This window comes from Nocardia flavorosea (assembly GCF_015477805.1).
Taxonomy (GTDB): domain Bacteria; phylum Actinomycetota; class Actinomycetes; order Mycobacteriales; family Mycobacteriaceae; genus Nocardia; species Nocardia flavorosea_A.
On sequence record NZ_JADLQL010000002.1, the window covers coordinates 561,191 to 576,972 of the forward strand.

The window sequence follows — 15,782 nt, forward strand, 5'->3', positions numbered from 1 at the left end:
CAACCGGCAGCAGGCATCGCCTCCACACAACCGGCGGTGGTGCCCAGCTCAGCGGTTGGGACCCGCGGGCTCACCGTGCGCGGCCGAGGCCGAGCGCGTGAGCAGCGCCCCGCCCGCATTGACCGACCAATGCAGCAGAGCGGGCGCGGTAGCGCTGCCCGTCCACCGCCTCAGCGTGCCGAACACGAGCCCGGCGGCGCCGGTGAAAACTACCGTGCCGAGCACGCTGTCACCCGCGACCCGGGCGGAACGGATATGCCACAGGCCGAAGGCCGCACTACCGAGAGCGGTGCCGGCGCGCACACCGAATTGCTTGTCCAGCAGCGGGTCCAGGGTGGCCCGGAAAATCAGTTCCTCGGTGTAGACGGTGCCCAGCGGGATATGCAAAGCGACCCACTCCAGTGTGCTCACATCCGCCGCGCGATCCCCCGCCCCGGACAGCGAACGACGCACCGCCGGTATCGCGGACGCCACCGTGTACCCGGCCACGACCAGCGCCACGCAGCCCATTCCCGCGGCTGTTCCGCGAGCGGAGAACCAGTTCGGCCGGCCGCGGAACGCCAGCGCGTAGCCGGTCGCCGCGAGGGCGCCGGCGGCGGTGCGACCGCGCCGGTCCAGCGCGAGCCGGGGCAGCAGCCAGTTGTTCCACAGCAGCGGCGCGGCCAGCGCGGCGACAATCCGGGTTCTCATTTCACCTCGCGTTCATAGGCCTCGTACGCCTCGATCTCGAGCCGGACCCGTTCGGCCAGTTCGGGGCTCCAGCCCGGCGGCCGGGTGACCGCCGCCCAGGCGTCCATGACCAGGCTCCCGTATCGGTGCCCGTGCCCGTCCCGGACACCTTGCGCATTCGTGAGATCCGCGGTGACCTGCCAGAACGTGACCAACGGCGCCCAGCGCATCCGCGGGGAGACATCCGCGCCGCGTGGTTCGGACAGCCAGTCCGGCCGGCTCAGGATCAGATCCGGCGACCACCAGACGATCGGGTCGGACGCGTGCTGCAGGTAGGCGATGCGTGGGGCGCGCCATTCGGGGCCGGGGCGGCTCAGATCCGCGGCATCGGCTGCGAACCGGATCACCAGTCCGTCGGCGTACACGGGCAGCGTCTCCGGCGAGCCCGGGTCGCGGCGGCTGACGAATTGCTCCCACAGCCGGTTGGAGTTGGGCGGGCCCACCCAGAGCGCGCCATCGACTTTCGCGCGCAGATCGGCGAGGCCGTCGAACGCGGCCTCCGACCCTTGCGAACCGAGGCTCTCTCCGTACACCAGCAGTTTCGGCCGGTCGTCGGGCGCGCGGGTGCGGGTCCGTTCGTACACCGCGTCGAACAGTTCCCGGCCGGCGGCGGCGGCCTTGCCGCGGTCGGCCAGGAAGGACAGGGCGCTGGGCAGATACGAGTACTGGGTGGCCACGATGGCGGTATCGCCGCCGTACATGTACTCGATCGCATTGGCCGCCATGGAATTGACCCAGCCGGTGCCGGTGGTGGTGACCACGACCAGCGCCTCGCGATCGAAGGCGCCGGTTCGTTCCAGTTCCGCAACGGCGAGTTCGGCCTGGGTCTGCTCGGTGTCGGCGACCGATTCGAGTCCGATATAGGCCCGGATCGGTTCCCGGGCCGGGCGGCCGGTGACCCAGGAGATCCGTTCCGCGCTCGGACCGTGCGATACGAACCAGCGGCCCTCGAAACCCAAGGTGTCCCATGCCGCCAGCGAATCCGGGCTGCCGGACCGTTCCGGTAGCCGCGGCTGGATCGCGTACTCGGAGGTGGTGTCGTTGCGGACGCTGAAGGCCGAATTGGCGACGGCGAAGAAAGCGCGGGTTGCCACACCGTTGAACAGGGTCACGACCAGCAGAACCAGCACCAGGGCGCCGGCCGATGGCGCCAGTTCCCGCGGGATCCGCACCCAGCGGTTCAACTGCCGGGCGAGAAACAGGATGAGTTCGCGCACGGTGCGGTATCCGGCGACGACGAGAATTCCGATGGTCAGGCTCAATCCGCCGGTCCGCAGGTATGCCGGGGTGGTGGTGCCCTCCATTCCCATCAAGGCGGCGATTTCCCGCTGCCAGTGCGCGGACTGGACGAGCATGTAGGCGGCGCCCAGCGCGGCGCTGAGTATCACCGCGGTTTTCAGCGCGTACCGAGTCCAGCGGGGCGGTGCGGGAATCCGGGTGAGGCGAGGCCGGATCCACAATCGGAACAGCCATTCCAGCACACAGCCCACGCCGTAGCCGATGGCCGCGTTGATCCCGCTGATGAGGCCCTGGAACATCCAGTCGCGCGGCAGCAGTGAGGGAGTTACCGAAACCGCGAAGAACAGCGTCGCGACCACCAGACCCACATAGTTCAGGTCGATGATCCGCTCGGCCCGCTCGACCACCGCGATACAGCGCGACCGCAATCGGGTCACTGTGTCCGCGGTCTCCAGCACCTATCCAGTATGGCGGGCCGAACCCGCACCGGCGGGTGGCTCGGGTCACTCCCGGCGTGGCAGGCCCGCCCCGGAATCAGGCGTGACCGCCGAAAAGAGCCGGCAGGGTGCCCTCGTGCGCGGCGCGCAGTTCGGTCATCGGCACCGAGAACTGGCCCTGGACCTCGATCGAATCCGACCCCTGGTCCACCACGCCGATCCGTACCCACGGCAGTTCGCGGGCCGTGCACATCCGGGTGAACCGGGTTTCCTCCGAGCGCGGCACCGCGACCAGCACCCGCCCCGCCGATTCGGAGAACAGCATGACGAACGGGTCGGCGTCCTCCGGCAGCAGGATGCGGCAGCCGGTTTCGCCGGCCAGCGCGGCCTCGACCACGGCCTGGGCCAGACCGCCCTCGGACAGATCGTGGGCGGCGCTGATCATGCCGTCGCGGGAGCCGGCGGTGAGCACCTCCGCCAGCAGTTTCTCCCGGGCGAGGTCCACCTGCGGCGGCAGCCCGCCCAGATGACCGTGCGCGACCTGCGCCCAGACCGAACCGCCGAACTCGTCGCGGGTATCGCCGAGCAGGATGAGGGTCTCCCCCGGCTCCAGGCCGAGACCGGTCGGAATACGCCGGTGCACATCGTCGATCACGCCGAGCACGCCCACCACGGGGGTCGGCAGGATAGCGTTCTCGCCGGTCTGGTTGTAGAAGCTGACATTGCCGCCGGTGACCGGGATGCCGAGTTCGACACAGCCGTCGGCGAGACCGCGGACGGCCTGCTGGAACTGCCACATCACGCCCGGATCCTCCGGCGACCCGAAGTTCAGGCAGTTGGTGACGGCCTTCGGGGTGGCGCCGGTGGTGGCGACATTGCGGTACGCCTCGGCCAGCGCGAGCCGCGCGCCGGTGTAGGGATCGAGTTTGGTGTAGTGGCCGTTGGCGTCGGTGGCCAGCGCGATACCGCGCCCGGTTTCCTCGTCCACCCGGATCACGCCGGCGTCGGCGTGCTCGGCGAGGACGGTGTTACCGCGGACGTAGCGGTCGTACTGTTCGGTGATCCAGCTACGGCTGCACAGCTGCGGACTGGACACCATCTTCAGCAGGGTCTCGCGCAGTTCCTCGGCGGTTTTCGGCCGGGGCAGAGTGTCCGGGGTGTCGGCGTTGAGGGCGTCCTGGGCGCCGGGGCGCTCGACGGGACGCTCGTACACCGGCCCCTGATGCGCCACGGTGCGCGGCGGAACATCCAGCACGGTTTCCCCGTGCCAGGTGATTTCCAGCCGTTCGCCGTCGGTGACCTCACCGATCACGGTGGCGAGCACATCCCATTTGGCGCAGACCGCCATGAACGCGTCGACGTTCTCCGGCGTGACGACCGCGCACATCCGTTCCTGCGATTCACTGGACAGGATTTCGGCCGGGGTCATATCGGCGGCGCGCAGCGGCACCCGGTCGAGCTCGATCCGCATTCCGCCGTCACCGGCCGCGGCCAGCTCGGAGGTCGCGCAGGCCAGTCCGGCACCGCCGAGGTCCTGGATTCCCACGACCAGGCCGGCGTGGTACAGCTCGAGACAGCATTCGATGAGGACCTTCTCGGTGAACGGGTCACCCACCTGCACACTCGGCAGCTTCTTGCGACCGGTGCCGGATTCGTCGCCGGAGAAGGTATCCGAGGCGAGCACCGAGACGCCGCCGATCCCGTCGAGACCCGTCCGCGCACCGAACAGGATGATCTTGTTACCGGCACCCGACGCGAACGCCAGATGCAGATCCTCCACCCGCATCACGCCCGCGCACAGCGCGTTCACCAGTGGGTTGCCCTGGTAAGAGGCGTCGAACACGGTCTCCCCGCCGATATTCGGCAGCCCCAGCGAATTGCCGTACCCGCCGATACCGCGCACCACACCGTCGACCACCCGGCGGGTATCCGCGGCATCCGCGGCACCGAACCGCAGCTGATCCATGACCGCGATCGGCCGCGCACCCATCGCCATGATGTCGCGGACGATCCCGCCGACTCCCGTGGCTGCGCCCTGATACGGCTCGACATAAGACGGGTGGTTGTGGCTTTCCACCTTGAACGTGACCGCCCACCCGTCACCGATATCGACCACACCCGCGTTCTCGCCGATACCCGCGAGCATCGAGGCACGCATCTCGTCGGTGGTGGTCTCCCCGAAATAGCGCAGATGCACCTTCGAGGACTTGTAGGAGCAGTGCTCACTCCACATCACCGAGTACATGGCCAGTTCGGCATCGGTGGGCCGGCGACCCAGGATGTCCCGGATCCGGGCGTATTCGTCGTCCTTGAGGCCGAGCTCGGCGTACGGCTGCGGCGTATCCGGGTTTGCGGCGGCGGTGGCGACCGTATCGACCTGCGCAGTCACGGGATTACCAGGATCCTTTCGTAGGTGGGCGCGCCGGCGCGCGCGGGCTCCGGTCCGGGTCGCGTATCCGGGCATCCCACGACCGACTGTTCGCGTCGATGCCGTGGGATATCGGGAACACGAGTGGGCCGGAACACAGGGCCTCGACGGCGGGGCCCCGACAGGTTTGATCCAGCACGAATCTTACGTTCACCTGCGGCGCGCACGTTCCCGACCCCATCGCCGGCCGCCGGTCAGTCGCCGGGCGTGAGGAAAGCGGCCAGTGCCGCGGCATACGCGGTGATATCGGCGGCGCCCATCATTTCCCGCGCCGAATGCATCGCCAGCTGCGGTGCGCCGATATCCACGGTCGGCATACCGGTGCGGGCGGCTGTCATCGGGCCGATCGTGGAACCGCACGGCAGATCGGCCCGATGCACATAGCGCTGCATGGGGACACCCGCCTGCGCGCAGGCCAGCGCGAACGCGCCTGCGCCGACCGCATCGGTCGCATAGCGCAGATTCTGGTTGACCTTGAGCACCGGTCCGCCGTTGACGGCGATCCCGTGCGAGGGTTCGTGCCGCTCCGGATAGTTCGGGTGGGTGGCGTGGGCCATATCACCGGACGCGCAAACCGAACCTGCCATCGCGGCCAGGAAATCGGCACGGCCGCCGCCCCGCGCCAGCACGATCCGCTCCAGCACCGTGGGCAGCAACTCGGACTGGGCCCCGCGATCGGATTGACTGCCGACCTCTTCATGATCGAACGCCGCGAATACCGGAACAGCCGCGCCCGGATGCTCCACCGCCGTCCGGAACGCCTGCAGGCCGGCGTAGCAGGTGCCCTGGTTGTCCAGCCGCGGCGCGCTGATCAGATCCTGCCCGGCGCCGATCACCCGGCTCGGCGCCAGATCGTGGGTCATCAGTTCCCATCCGAGCACCGCCGCCGGATCCACGCCCGCAGCCGCGGCCACGAAGTCCAGGAAGGAGGCAGGTTCACTGCCCACGCCCCAGATCGCGTTCACATGACGCTGCGGATCGAGCGTGACCCCGCGCCGGTCCTCGGAGAGATGGATGGCCAGCTGCGGAACTCGCAGGATCGGCTCGTCGATCCGCACCAGCCGCTCGGCCAGCCCATTGCCCGCCCGGACACTGAGCCGCCCGGAAATCCCGAGCTCCCGGTCCAGCCACGAGTTCAGCCAAGCACCGCCGTACGGCTCCAACCGCACGAGCTGCCACCCGGCCACGCTCAGATCGGGATGTTGTTTGACCCGTAGGTTGGGGCTGTCGGTATGCGCGCCCACCACGCGGAACGGCCCCGCTTGCGCCGGATCCGCCCAGGCGACCAGCGATCCGCCCCGCACGATGTAATAGCGTCCCCCCGCCTCGGGCCACGGTTGCGTTTCGTCGAGCCGGACGAACCCGTCGGCGTCCAGTTGCTCCGCGATGGTCCGGCAAACGTGGAACGGGGACGGCGAAGCGTCGATGAAGGCACACAACCCGGCGGGCGAAGCCGCGGTAGCAGAACTCGGCATGGGAAAGACCTTAGGCGCGAGAAACGACTTCCGGTCGGAGGACCGTCAGACCACCACCAACCGCACAGCCGGATCGATCGCGGTCAGATCGTCCGGGTCGGAGGTGACGATACGGTCGGCGCGCAGGGCTCGGGCGACCACGATAACGTGAGCATCCACCACATCGGCGGTACCGGTCGCGGCGAGTATCGCGCCGACAGCGACAGCAGCGGTCTCGTCGAGCGTGATGGTGGTCACCGTATCCGTTTTCAGCAAACGCCGAATCGGATGCTGCCGGGGATCATTGCGCCATGCCTGCGCCAGCACCGTTGCCGGAACAGCGATCCGGGTTTTCCGGCGCGCGGCTTCCCCGAGTAGTCCGACAGCGCGTGGCTTGCCCTTCTCGAGGCCGATCAATGCGCCCGTATCGAGCACGATCACGCCGCGCCGCCGAGGGCGTCGGTGTGCTCGGCGGCGATTTCGTCGAACACGCCGGCGGCCCACTCGCGATCGGCGTCGGTTACTCCGGCCTCGGCCGCGAGTTCGGTGAGGATTTCGGTGGCGGCGCCCCAATCAGGTTCGCGGCGGGCGAGATCAGCGAACCATGCGGATACCGAGGACGCCGTACCGGATGCGACGGCACGGGCCGCCTTATCGGCGATCTCGTCCGGGATGCTGATCGTGATCTTCTTCATACAGCCAATCTACCAGGCCGGTATTACCGAGTCATACCACTCGATGGCCTGGCGAAGGTCCGTCCGGGAAGACCGCGATCCAACCGGCCCCGGCGCCTTCCTGATCAGGGAAGGCTGCACCGGGTCCGGCACGGAATCGCCACCGCGTCGATTCAGGAAGCGACCAGCACGTCCAGAACCGACAGGAACAGCCCCAGCCCGTCATCGCTGGGCCCGGTGAGCGGCTCGGTGGCGTGTTCGGGATGGGGCATGAGTCCGACGACCCGTTTGTTCGCCGAGGCGATACCCGCGATGGAACGCTGCGACCCGTTGGGGTTGTCGCCCGCGTAGCGGAAGACCACCCGGCCCTCCCCTTCGAGTTCGTCGAGTACCGACTGCGAAGCCTGGTAGCGGCCCTCCCCCGATTTCAGCGGGACCAGGATCTGCGCACCGGGTTCGTAGCGGGAGGTCCAGGCGGTATCGGTGGCCTCGACCCGCAGCCACTGATCGCGGCAGATGAAATGCAGGCCCTCGTTGCGGGTGAGCGCACCCGGCAGCAGCCCGGCCTCGCACAGCACCTGGAAGCCGTTGCAGATGCCGAGCACCGGCATCCCCTTGCCGGCGGCTTCGATCACCGAGCCCATAACGGGCGCGAAACGGGCGATGGCACCGCAGCGCAGATAGTCGCCGTAGGAGAAACCGCCGGGGACCACGACCGCGTCCACGCCTTTGAGATCGGCGTCGGCGTGCCAGAGGTTCACCGCGTCGGCGCCGGCCAGCCGGACCGCGCGGACCGCGTCCACATCGTCGAGAGTGCCCGGGAAGGTGATGACCCCGATACGGGCGGTCATGAGACGCGCACCACCTTCCAGTCCTCGATCACGGTGTTGGCCAGCAGCGATTCCGCGATCGCCGCGAGCTGGTCATCACTGATATCGTCGCCGACCTCGAGTTCGAACCGTTTGCCCTGCCGGACATCGGTGACGCCTTCGAATCCCATGCGCGGTAGTGCGCCGGCTATGGCCTGCCCCTGCGGATCCAGGATCTCGGCCTTCGGCATCACCTCGACCACGACACGTGCCACGGGTTGCTCCTCACGAAAAGGGGTGAGCTGCGCCCGGCGCTGCAGCGGGCCGGAACGCTGATGGGGTTACCTGAGCAGCCTAATTGCCGCGGTTACCGGCGGTCGCGGCGGGTGAGGCGAACCGGTTCCGCGGTACTAGCCTGGGTTCATGCATGTAGCCCATTTCGGTCATTCCTGCGTACTCGTCGAACTGCACGGGAAGAAGGTTCTCTTCGACCCCGGCGCGTTCTCGCACGGTTTCGAGGGCCTCACCGGATTGGACGCCATCGCCGTCACCCACCAGCACGCCGACCATATCGATCCGAACCGGATCGAGGCGCTCATCGCCGCCAATCCCGGCGCCCGCCTGCTGTCGGATCCGCAGACCGCCGAGTTGCAGGAGGGTCCGTGGGAGGCTGTGCACGCCGGCAATGTGATCGAGCTCGGTGAGCTGCGGATCACCGGCGGCGGCGGCCGGCACGCGGTGATCCATCCCGAACTACCGGTCGTCGACAACACCGTGTTCCAGCTCGGCAGCACCGACAACCCCACCCGGTTCGTCCACCCGGGCGATTCGCTCTGGGTCCCCTCCACTCCGGTGGATGTGCTGGCAGTCCCCGCCGCGGCACCGTGGATGAAGATCAGCGAAGCTGTCGACTACCTGCGTTCGGCCGCGCCGCGCGTCGCGTTCCCCATCCACTACGGAATCATCGCCGAACCCGCCTGGGGCGTGTACTTCAGCCGTCTGGACGAAATGCGCAAGGCCGAAACAGAGTTCAAAACCCTACGCCCCGAAAACACCACCACCTTCTGACCCGCCAACATCGCACCCCCGGCCCCTCTCTCGGCGCGGCCCGGACCATCCCGAGACGGCTTCGACCAGGTTCCGGTCGGCGGCGCGGAGACACAACAGGCCGACACCCCAACCGAAAACCGCCGCCCCCGTTATCGCCGTTCAGGGGCGGCGGAGTCTCAGGCCGCCCGCATCGCGGCGAGCGTTTCCCAGCGGTACACCTCGCTGCGCGCCCCGTGGTACAGCGCGAGATCGACCGCATCCAGCATCGCCTGCCGCGGACCGGGCCGCCCCAACTGCGCAGCCGAGACCGCCAGCCGCAACACTCCGCCGCGCCGAGCTGTCCGGGCCGCGCCGAGTACCAGGGCCCGGCACCACCACGGTTCGGCCCGGAAACCTTCGCCGATGCCGTAGACCCGCGCCTTCTGCACGGTATTGCGTTGCAGATCGTGAATACCGGTCAGCCCCAGCGATACCCGGAACCCCAGTTCGGGCAGCGCCGCGACGGCGCCCGCCGAGACATCCCAGCGCGGAGCCGCGAACAGCCGGGTACGCAACCCCACCTGTTCCATCGCCCGGTCGGCCGCGGTCAGCCGCAGCAGCGCCTCGTGCCGGGGCAGGGTCGCGAATTCGGCGCGACGCCGTTTGGTGGCGGCCTGGTCGTAACCGTGCAGTACGACGGCGTCCCCGCGCTCCCGGCGGCCGCGCAGCCAGATCTGTGTGGTGGAGTCGTCGGCCAGCCGGTATTTGCCCTTCAGCCGGGGCGCCACCAGCAGCGACAACCGCACACCGCGCTGATCCATCTCCTCGGCGAACCCGATCGCCGCGTCTCGGGTGGACTCCCGGATCCCGGACACCGATACGAGTAGCTCAGCGTTCATGTACCGACGGTGGCAGTCACAGGTGACGGCCGTATGCAATACCGATGACCTGTACATGCAGGTCCGGTGACCAACCCGTGCAGCAGATATGACCGCCGGGCGAACATCCGGACACGGTCCGGCCCACGCGACAGACGAACACATACGGGGCCGCACGGCCCCTCGTTCCCGGCGGCTACCGGTCCCCGGCACCTACGGTGTCGAGTACCCAGGCGTACTCGAACGCGATCTCACGCCATTTCTCGTACCGTCCGCTGACCCCGCCGTGCCCCGCGCTCATCTCGGTTTTGAGCAGCAGCGGCGCATCACCGGTTTTGGTGGCGCGGAGTTTCGCGACCCATTTCGCCGGTTCCACGTACAGCACCCGGGTATCGTTGATGCTGGTGATCGCGAGAATCGCCGGATAGTCCTGGGCCACTACGTTCTCGTAGGGCGAATACGATTTCATGTAATCGTAGACGTCCTTGTCCGCCAACGGGTTTCCCCATTCATCCCATTCGATCACGGTGAGCGGCAGCGAGGGGTCGAGGATGGAGGTCAGCGGGTCGACGAACGGTACGTTGGCCAGCACGCCGGCGAAGAGTTCCGGCGCCATATTCGCCACCGCGCCCACCAGGAGGCCGCCCGCGCTGCCCCCGTCGGCGATCATCCGGTCCGCCGCTGTGGTCCCGTTGTCCACGAGATGCCGTCCGCAGGCGACGAAATCGGTGAAGGTGTTCTTCTTGGTGAGGGTTTTTCCGTTCTCGTACCACAGTCGGCCCATCTCACCGCCGCCGCGCACGTGGGCGATGGCGAAAACCATTCCGCGGTCGAGCAGCGACAGCCGTGATACCGAGAATCCGGGGTCCATACTGGCCTCGTAGGAGCCGTACCCGTAGAGCAGCAGCGGTTTCGGCCCAGTCGTCAGGTCCGTATCGCGCCGCGCGACGATCGAGATCGGTATCCGGGTCCCGTCCGCGGCCTCGGCCCAATCCCGGTGCTGCACATAGTCTGCCGCGTTGTAGCCGCCGAGCACGGGCTGTTCCTTGCGCAGCAGCAGCTCCCCGGTGCCGACCACGTAATCGAAAATCTGGGTCGGCGTGATGAACGAGGTGAGCCCGACCCGCAGGGTGGGCTGGCTCCATTCGGGGCAGGCCCCGAGTCCGGCACTGTAGAGCTCGAGATCGAATTCGATTTCGCGCAGCTCGCCGTATCCGTCGGGTCCGAGCGGCCAGACCGCCACCCGCGGCAGCGCTTCCCGGCGGTAGCTGAGTACCAGCTGTCCGGCGAACGCGTCGATATCTTCGAGCCGCACATCGTCGCGGTGGCCGATCAGCGTGCGCAGCCGCGCGGGATCGTCGGCCGGGGCCTCGGCCAGCACGAAGTTCTCTGCTTTCGCCCCGTCCACCACGTCGTTGTGCAGGATCAGGAACCGGTCCTGTCCCGCGACGACGGCGTGTTCGGCGGCGTACTCCACGCCCTCGCGCCGGGGCAGCAGCACCCGGAACTCACCGGTCGGGTTGTCCGATTCCAGTACCCAGCCCTCGGTGGTGATCTTGGAACCGACCCAGATCATCAGGTACTTCTCCGACCGGGTGCCGCCGATACTCACCCAGTACCGCTCGTCGGGTTCGTGGAAGACCTTGACATCGGTTTCGGTGCCGGCGCCGAGGCGGTGCCGCCATACGGTATCGGGACGCCACGATTCGTCGACGGTCTGATAGAAGACATGGCTGCCGTCCAGCGACCAGGTGGCGCCGGGCGCGGTTCGCGCGATCTCGTCGCCGAGCAGTTCACCGGTGCGCAGATCCTTGAACCGCAGCGTGTAGCGCTCGTCGCCGGCGGTATCCACCGAGAAGGCCAGCAGGTTCCCGTCGTGGCTCACCGAGAATGCGCCGAGGGCGAAGAAATCGTGTCCTTCGGCCAGTTCGTTGCTGTCCAGCAGCACCTGCTCACCGGGGATCTCGGTATCGGCCGCCAGTTCGGGCGGGGTCCAGGCGTCGATACCGGCCGCGGCGGCGTCGATCGGGCAGCGGCACTGCACGCCGTATTGTTTCCCCTCGAAGCTGCGCGAGTAGTACCAGTACTCGCCCAGCCGGGTGGGTACCGACAGATCGGTTTCCCGAGTGCGCGATTTGATCTCGTCGAAGATTTTTTCGCGCAGCGGGGCCAGATGCGCGGTCTGCGCCTCGGTATAGGCGTTCTCGGCCTCCAGGTAGGCGATGACCTCCGGGTTGTCCTTGTCCCGCAGCCACTCGTATTCGTCGACGAAACGATCGCCGTGATGTACTCGCTCCTGCGGCACCGTCTTCGCCGTCGGCGCCGTCACCGCCTCGGTCGTCGGACCACCAGTGTCAGCCATGGCCACCACCGTAGCCGCCCGGCTCTAGGCCCCGAGCGCGCGGCCGACGACCGGCCAGGACGCCTTCAAGTGGTCATTCCAGTACGACCAGGAATGGGTGCCGACCGGGCTGTAGTCCACCCGGATCGGCAGACCGGCCGCACGCGCCCGCCGCTCGAAGGCGATCACACACGTATCGACCGCGAACTCGATCGGACCGCCGAGCACGATGTTCTCCGGCAGCTGCGGTTTGAGCTCGAGTTCGTGCGGCCCCGGCAGCCCCGTACCGGTGGACAGGTACAGGGTCTTACCCCGCAACCGGTCCAGCATGAGCGCCGGATCGTGGGCCGCCCATGCCGGGCTACCGCCCGGACCCCACATATTGTCGGGATTCCCGCCGCGGGTGATGATCGAGAACTGCACCGCACCGGTTGCCAGCCCGGTATCGGGGCAGGCGCTGTAGCCGGCGACCGTCGTATACAGCGCCGGATGCCGGGCCGCGAGGATATAGGCCGCATGCCCGCCCATGGACAACCCGCCGATGGCGTTCACCCCGTTACCCGAGAAATGGCTGTCGATCAGCGGCGGCAGCTCCTGGGTGAGGAACGTTTCCCACTGGTAGTGGCCCAGGACCGGGTCTTCCCGCTGCCAGTTCGTGTAATAGCTGGCCTTACCGCCGACGGGCAGCACCACGTTCACGTTCTTGCCCCGGAAGAAGGCTTCCGCGTCGGTGGCGTTGGTCCAGGTACTCTGTCCGACCCCGGGATCCAGCCCGTCGAGCAGGTAATAGCTGGGCCGTGAACCGTCACCGGCCGGATGCAGCACCTGCACCTGCACGACCTGTTTCATCGCGGGTGAGGCGATGAACACCGCGGATCGGGTGGGGCTCAGCGCGTCGATATCCACGATTTCGGCCGCGGCCGCGGGAGCGGGCCGGAGAACAGGGAAGCCGACCGATCCGACCACCGTCAGCATCAGTACAGCAAATCGGAACAACCGCACGTCCACACCTCCGTATCCCCACCCAGAATTCGGCGTAGGCCAACTCACACCATCATGCCCCGGCGATGTTGTCGGCATTCGGCATTCGAACAGCAAACGTACAAAAGTTATTGAGACACGATCTTACGTGTCCCCGGCCGGTCGGCCCGCGAAACCGATCCGGTAGTGGGAATCCCGCTCCGAAGCCCGTTCCCCGGCCGACGGGCCGGGTGTGCGGAGTTCAGTCCCCTCCAGACCGCGGAGTTCAGGTGGCCCACGCCAGCCCACCTCGAGCAAAACAGCCTCACCGACTCGGTCAAGGTGGCACTGAGGCCGAAGGGTCTCAGGCGCGAGCCGAGGCACTGCATTTCCCGGTCGGCTTGCACGCACATCCCAGTGAGCGCCGCGAACCGGCCGCCCAGCCGGTGGACGCATAGGTTCCCAGCAGCTGCCGAACCGCCGTCCTGCTGACGTGAACGCGCCCCAGCGCAACTCCCTAGCGGATTTCCCGCTCCAGAGCGCCCTTGATGGAACCGGCGAGATAGTCCAGGTCGGCCCGCGGCGGCGTCCGCGGACGCGCCCGCAACCCGAATCCGTCTCCGGGAGTCCGCGGGATGACATGCAGGTGGACGTGGAAAACCTCCTGCCCTGCGGTGACCCCGTCGGCCAGGAAGAAGTTCACGCCGTCACACGCCACTTCGCTCGCCCGCAGTGCCGCCGCCAGCCGCTGCCCCACCTTGAACAACTTCCCACCGATCTCCGGATCCAGCTCGCCCAGATCCCGAGCCGGGATCTTCGGAACGACCAGCAGATGGCCCGGTGTCAGCGGCCGGATATCCATGAAGGCGAGCACATCGTCGTCCTCGTACACCCGGCTGGCCGGAGCCCGCCCGGCGACGATGTCGGCGAATATCGAATACGGATCCATTACCCCACTATGTGCCTTGATCCGCGGGCACGAGCACCGGCCCCGGCAGTTCAGTAGCTGATCCGGCACCGACCCCGAATCCATCGGCCGCGCCGGGCGCGTAGACCGTCTGCGGGGCACGCCGGCGCCCGGCCATCGCACTCGCCTCGCCCCGGTGCGGACCGGATACCCGGCAACGGCTCGGCATCGACCGGTGCCACCGCGGGGAACTCCGGCGGTGGGCAGGCGTGCGACCGCCTCGCGCGAGCGCACCCGGATCGCTGTCCGGCGATGCAGCGGCCCGGCCGGACGCCCGGCGCCCGGTCACGATCGCGCAGCCGGCGAGCCCTTTCGCGAACGTCTGGATATCACCGCCGCAAAAGCGCTGGTGCCGGACTGCTGATTCGCCTGTAGCTCACGGTCATGTGCCCGGGGCGGCAGGCCCCTCAGAGGATGGGTGCGGGCGTGTAACGGGCGGCCTCGGGGTAGGCGTCGGTCAACTTCCCGACCTGGGCGACCACCTCGGCGACCTGGGCATCCGCCGCGCCGATGAACGCCGACTTGTCCGCCAGCGCCGTGTCCAGGGCGGCGCGGTCCAGGGGCAACCGGTCGTCGGCCGCGAGCCGGTCCAGCAGATCGGGTTCGCGCCCCTGTTCGCGCATCACCAGCGCCACCGCGACCGCGTGTTCCTTGATGACCTCGTGGGCAGCTTCCCGCCCGACCCCGGCGCGTACCGCGGCCATCAGGATGCGCGTGGTGGCCAGGAACGGCAGGTAGCGGTCCAGTTCGCGGGCCACCACCGCCGGGTAGGCGCCGAATTCGGCGAGCACGGTGAGGAAGGTTTCGGTCATCCCGTCGAGGGCGAAGAACGCGTCCGGCAGCGCGACCCGGCGCACCACCGAACAGAACACATCGCCTTCGTTCCACTGCGCACCCGCCAGCTCGGCCGCCATCGACCCGTACCCGCGCAGCACCACCTGCAACCCGTTGACCCGTTCACAGGACCGGGTGTTCATCTTGTGCGGCATGGCCGAACTGCCGACCTGCCCGGGCTGGAAGCCTTCGGTCACCAGCTCGTGTCCGGCCATCAGCCGGATGGTGTGCGCCAGCGAGGACTGCGCGGCGCCGATCTGCACCAGCGCGGAGAGCACATCGTGGTCCAGCGAACGCGGATAGATCTGCCCCACGCTGGTGAACACACTGGTGAAGCCGAGATGGCGGGCTACCTGCTGCTCCAGGGCCGCCAGTTTCGCGGCGTCGCCGCCGAGCAGGTCCAGCATGTCCTGGGCCGTACCCATCGGGCCTTTGATCCCGCGCAGCGGATAGCGGTCGATCAGTTCCCGCAACCGGGTGAGGCCGATGAGCAGTTCGTCGGCTGCCGAAGCGAAACGCTTCCCCAGGGTGGTGGCCTGTGCCGCCACATTGTGCGAGCGACCGGCCATGACGAGGGCCTGGTATTCGGCGGCGCGTTCGGCCAGCCGGGCGGCCACCGCGACCCCGTGCGCGTGGATATGTTCCAGCGACAGCCGAATCTGGAGCTGTTCGACGTTTTCGGTGAGATCGCGGCTGGTCATTCCCTTGTGCACGTGTTCGTGGCCGGCCAGGGCATTGAATTCCTCGATCCGGGCCTTCACATCGTGGCGGGTCACCCGCTCGCGTTCGGCGATCGATGCCAGGTCGACCTGTTCGACGACCCGTTCGTAGTCCGCGACCACACCGGGCGGGACCTCGACCCCCAGTTCGGACTGGGCGCGCAACACCTCCAGCCACAGCCGCCGCTCGAGCACGATCTTGTGCTCGGGAGACCACAGATGCACCAGTTGCGGGCTGGCGTAGCGGGTGGCGAGGACGTTGGGGATCAGGTCGGAGGTCACGT

General features: G+C 68.0%; 14 protein-coding genes. 1 reads left to right on the forward strand and 13 read right to left on the reverse strand.

Annotated elements, in window-relative coordinates:
- Positions 1–48: 48 nt before the first annotated feature.
- The 8 genes from IU448_RS11430 to purS form a co-directional block, all read right to left on the reverse strand.
- Entirely contained in the window at positions 49–690 is a 642-nt protein-coding gene (locus IU448_RS11430; RefSeq protein WP_195055547.1) for a CPBP family intramembrane glutamic endopeptidase, read from the reverse strand.
- Positions 687–2,426, reverse strand: coding sequence for an alpha/beta hydrolase (locus IU448_RS11435; RefSeq protein ID WP_195055548.1), 1,740 nt, complete (start codon positions 2,424–2,426; stop codon positions 687–689). The genes IU448_RS11430 and IU448_RS11435 overlap by 4 nt, the downstream gene beginning before the upstream one ends.
- Before the next feature lie 76 nt (positions 2,427–2,502).
- Positions 2,503–4,794: a phosphoribosylformylglycinamidine synthase subunit PurL gene (purL, locus tag IU448_RS11440; RefSeq protein WP_195055549.1), complete on the reverse strand. Its 2,292-nt coding sequence runs from the start codon at positions 4,792–4,794 to the stop codon at positions 2,503–2,505.
- Between the two features lie 233 nt (positions 4,795–5,027).
- On the reverse strand, positions 5,028–6,308 hold the full coding sequence (locus IU448_RS11445) for a M18 family aminopeptidase (RefSeq protein ID WP_195055550.1): 1,281 nt from the start codon (positions 6,306–6,308) through the stop codon (positions 5,028–5,030).
- Between the two features lie 45 nt (positions 6,309–6,353).
- Positions 6,354–6,722, reverse strand: a complete 369-nt coding sequence (locus tag IU448_RS11450) for a PIN domain-containing protein (protein WP_195055551.1) — start codon at positions 6,720–6,722, stop codon at positions 6,354–6,356.
- 2 nt (positions 6,723–6,724) lie between these two features.
- Positions 6,725–6,982, reverse strand: a complete 258-nt coding sequence (locus IU448_RS11455) for a hypothetical protein (RefSeq protein ID WP_195055552.1) — start codon at positions 6,980–6,982, stop codon at positions 6,725–6,727.
- Positions 6,983–7,134: 152 nt separating this feature from the next.
- Complete coding sequence (purQ, locus tag IU448_RS11460) at positions 7,135–7,812, reverse strand: phosphoribosylformylglycinamidine synthase subunit PurQ (protein ID WP_195055553.1); 678 nt, start codon at positions 7,810–7,812, stop codon at positions 7,135–7,137.
- Positions 7,809–8,045: a phosphoribosylformylglycinamidine synthase subunit PurS gene (gene purS, locus IU448_RS11465; protein WP_195055554.1), complete on the reverse strand. Its 237-nt coding sequence runs from the start codon at positions 8,043–8,045 to the stop codon at positions 7,809–7,811. Before purS ends, purQ begins: the two co-directional genes overlap by 4 nt.
- A gap of 148 nt (positions 8,046–8,193) precedes the next feature.
- Here purS and IU448_RS11470 point away from each other — a divergent pair, with 148 nt between their 5' ends.
- Complete coding sequence (locus IU448_RS11470; RefSeq protein ID WP_195055555.1) at positions 8,194–8,838, forward strand: MBL fold metallo-hydrolase; 645 nt, start codon at positions 8,194–8,196, stop codon at positions 8,836–8,838.
- Positions 8,839–8,996: 158 nt separating this feature from the next.
- On the opposite strand, the gene IU448_RS11475 is transcribed toward IU448_RS11470, so the two are convergent.
- The 5 genes from IU448_RS11475 to purB form a co-directional block, all read right to left on the reverse strand.
- Complete coding sequence (locus IU448_RS11475) at positions 8,997–9,698, reverse strand: DUF2334 domain-containing protein (RefSeq protein ID WP_195055556.1); 702 nt, start codon at positions 9,696–9,698, stop codon at positions 8,997–8,999.
- A 175-nt stretch (positions 9,699–9,873) separates the two neighbouring features.
- Positions 9,874–12,039, reverse strand: coding sequence for a S9 family peptidase (locus tag IU448_RS11480; protein WP_195055557.1), 2,166 nt, complete (start codon positions 12,037–12,039; stop codon positions 9,874–9,876).
- Positions 12,040–12,063: 24 nt separating this feature from the next.
- Complete coding sequence (locus IU448_RS11485; protein WP_195056229.1) at positions 12,064–12,993, reverse strand: alpha/beta hydrolase; 930 nt, start codon at positions 12,991–12,993, stop codon at positions 12,064–12,066.
- A gap of 502 nt (positions 12,994–13,495) precedes the next feature.
- A complete protein-coding gene (locus tag IU448_RS11490) occupies positions 13,496–13,927 on the reverse strand; it encodes an HIT family protein (protein WP_195055558.1) in 432 nt (143 codons plus the stop codon).
- A gap of 425 nt (positions 13,928–14,352) precedes the next feature.
- On the reverse strand, positions 14,353–15,780 hold the full coding sequence (gene purB / locus IU448_RS11495; RefSeq protein WP_195055559.1) for an adenylosuccinate lyase: 1,428 nt from the start codon (positions 15,778–15,780) through the stop codon (positions 14,353–14,355).
- Positions 15,781–15,782 lie beyond the last annotated feature (2 nt).

Coding starts and splice junctions, on each gene's coding strand:
- IU448_RS11430 (WP_195055547.1), bottom strand. CDS start 690: ATGAGAACCCGGATTGTCGCCGCGCTGGCCGCGCCGCTGCTGTGGAAC.
- IU448_RS11445 (WP_195055550.1), bottom strand. CDS start 6,308: ATGCCGAGTTCTGCTACCGCGGCTTCGCCCGCCGGGTTGTGTGCCTTC.
- IU448_RS11455 (WP_195055552.1), bottom strand. CDS start 6,982: ATGAAGAAGATCACGATCAGCATCCCGGACGAGATCGCCGATAAGGCG.
- purQ (WP_195055553.1), bottom strand. CDS start 7,812: ATGACCGCCCGTATCGGGGTCATCACCTTCCCGGGCACTCTCGACGAT.
- IU448_RS11470 (WP_195055555.1), top strand. CDS start 8,194: ATGCATGTAGCCCATTTCGGTCATTCCTGCGTACTCGTCGAACTGCAC.
- IU448_RS11475 (WP_195055556.1), bottom strand. CDS start 9,698: ATGAACGCTGAGCTACTCGTATCGGTGTCCGGGATCCGGGAGTCCACC.
- IU448_RS11480 (WP_195055557.1), bottom strand. CDS start 12,039: ATGGCTGACACTGGTGGTCCGACGACCGAGGCGGTGACGGCGCCGACG.
- IU448_RS11485 (WP_195056229.1), bottom strand. CDS start 12,993: ATGCTGACGGTGGTCGGATCGGTCGGCTTCCCTGTTCTCCGGCCCGCT.
- IU448_RS11490 (WP_195055558.1), bottom strand. CDS start 13,927: ATGGATCCGTATTCGATATTCGCCGACATCGTCGCCGGGCGGGCTCCG.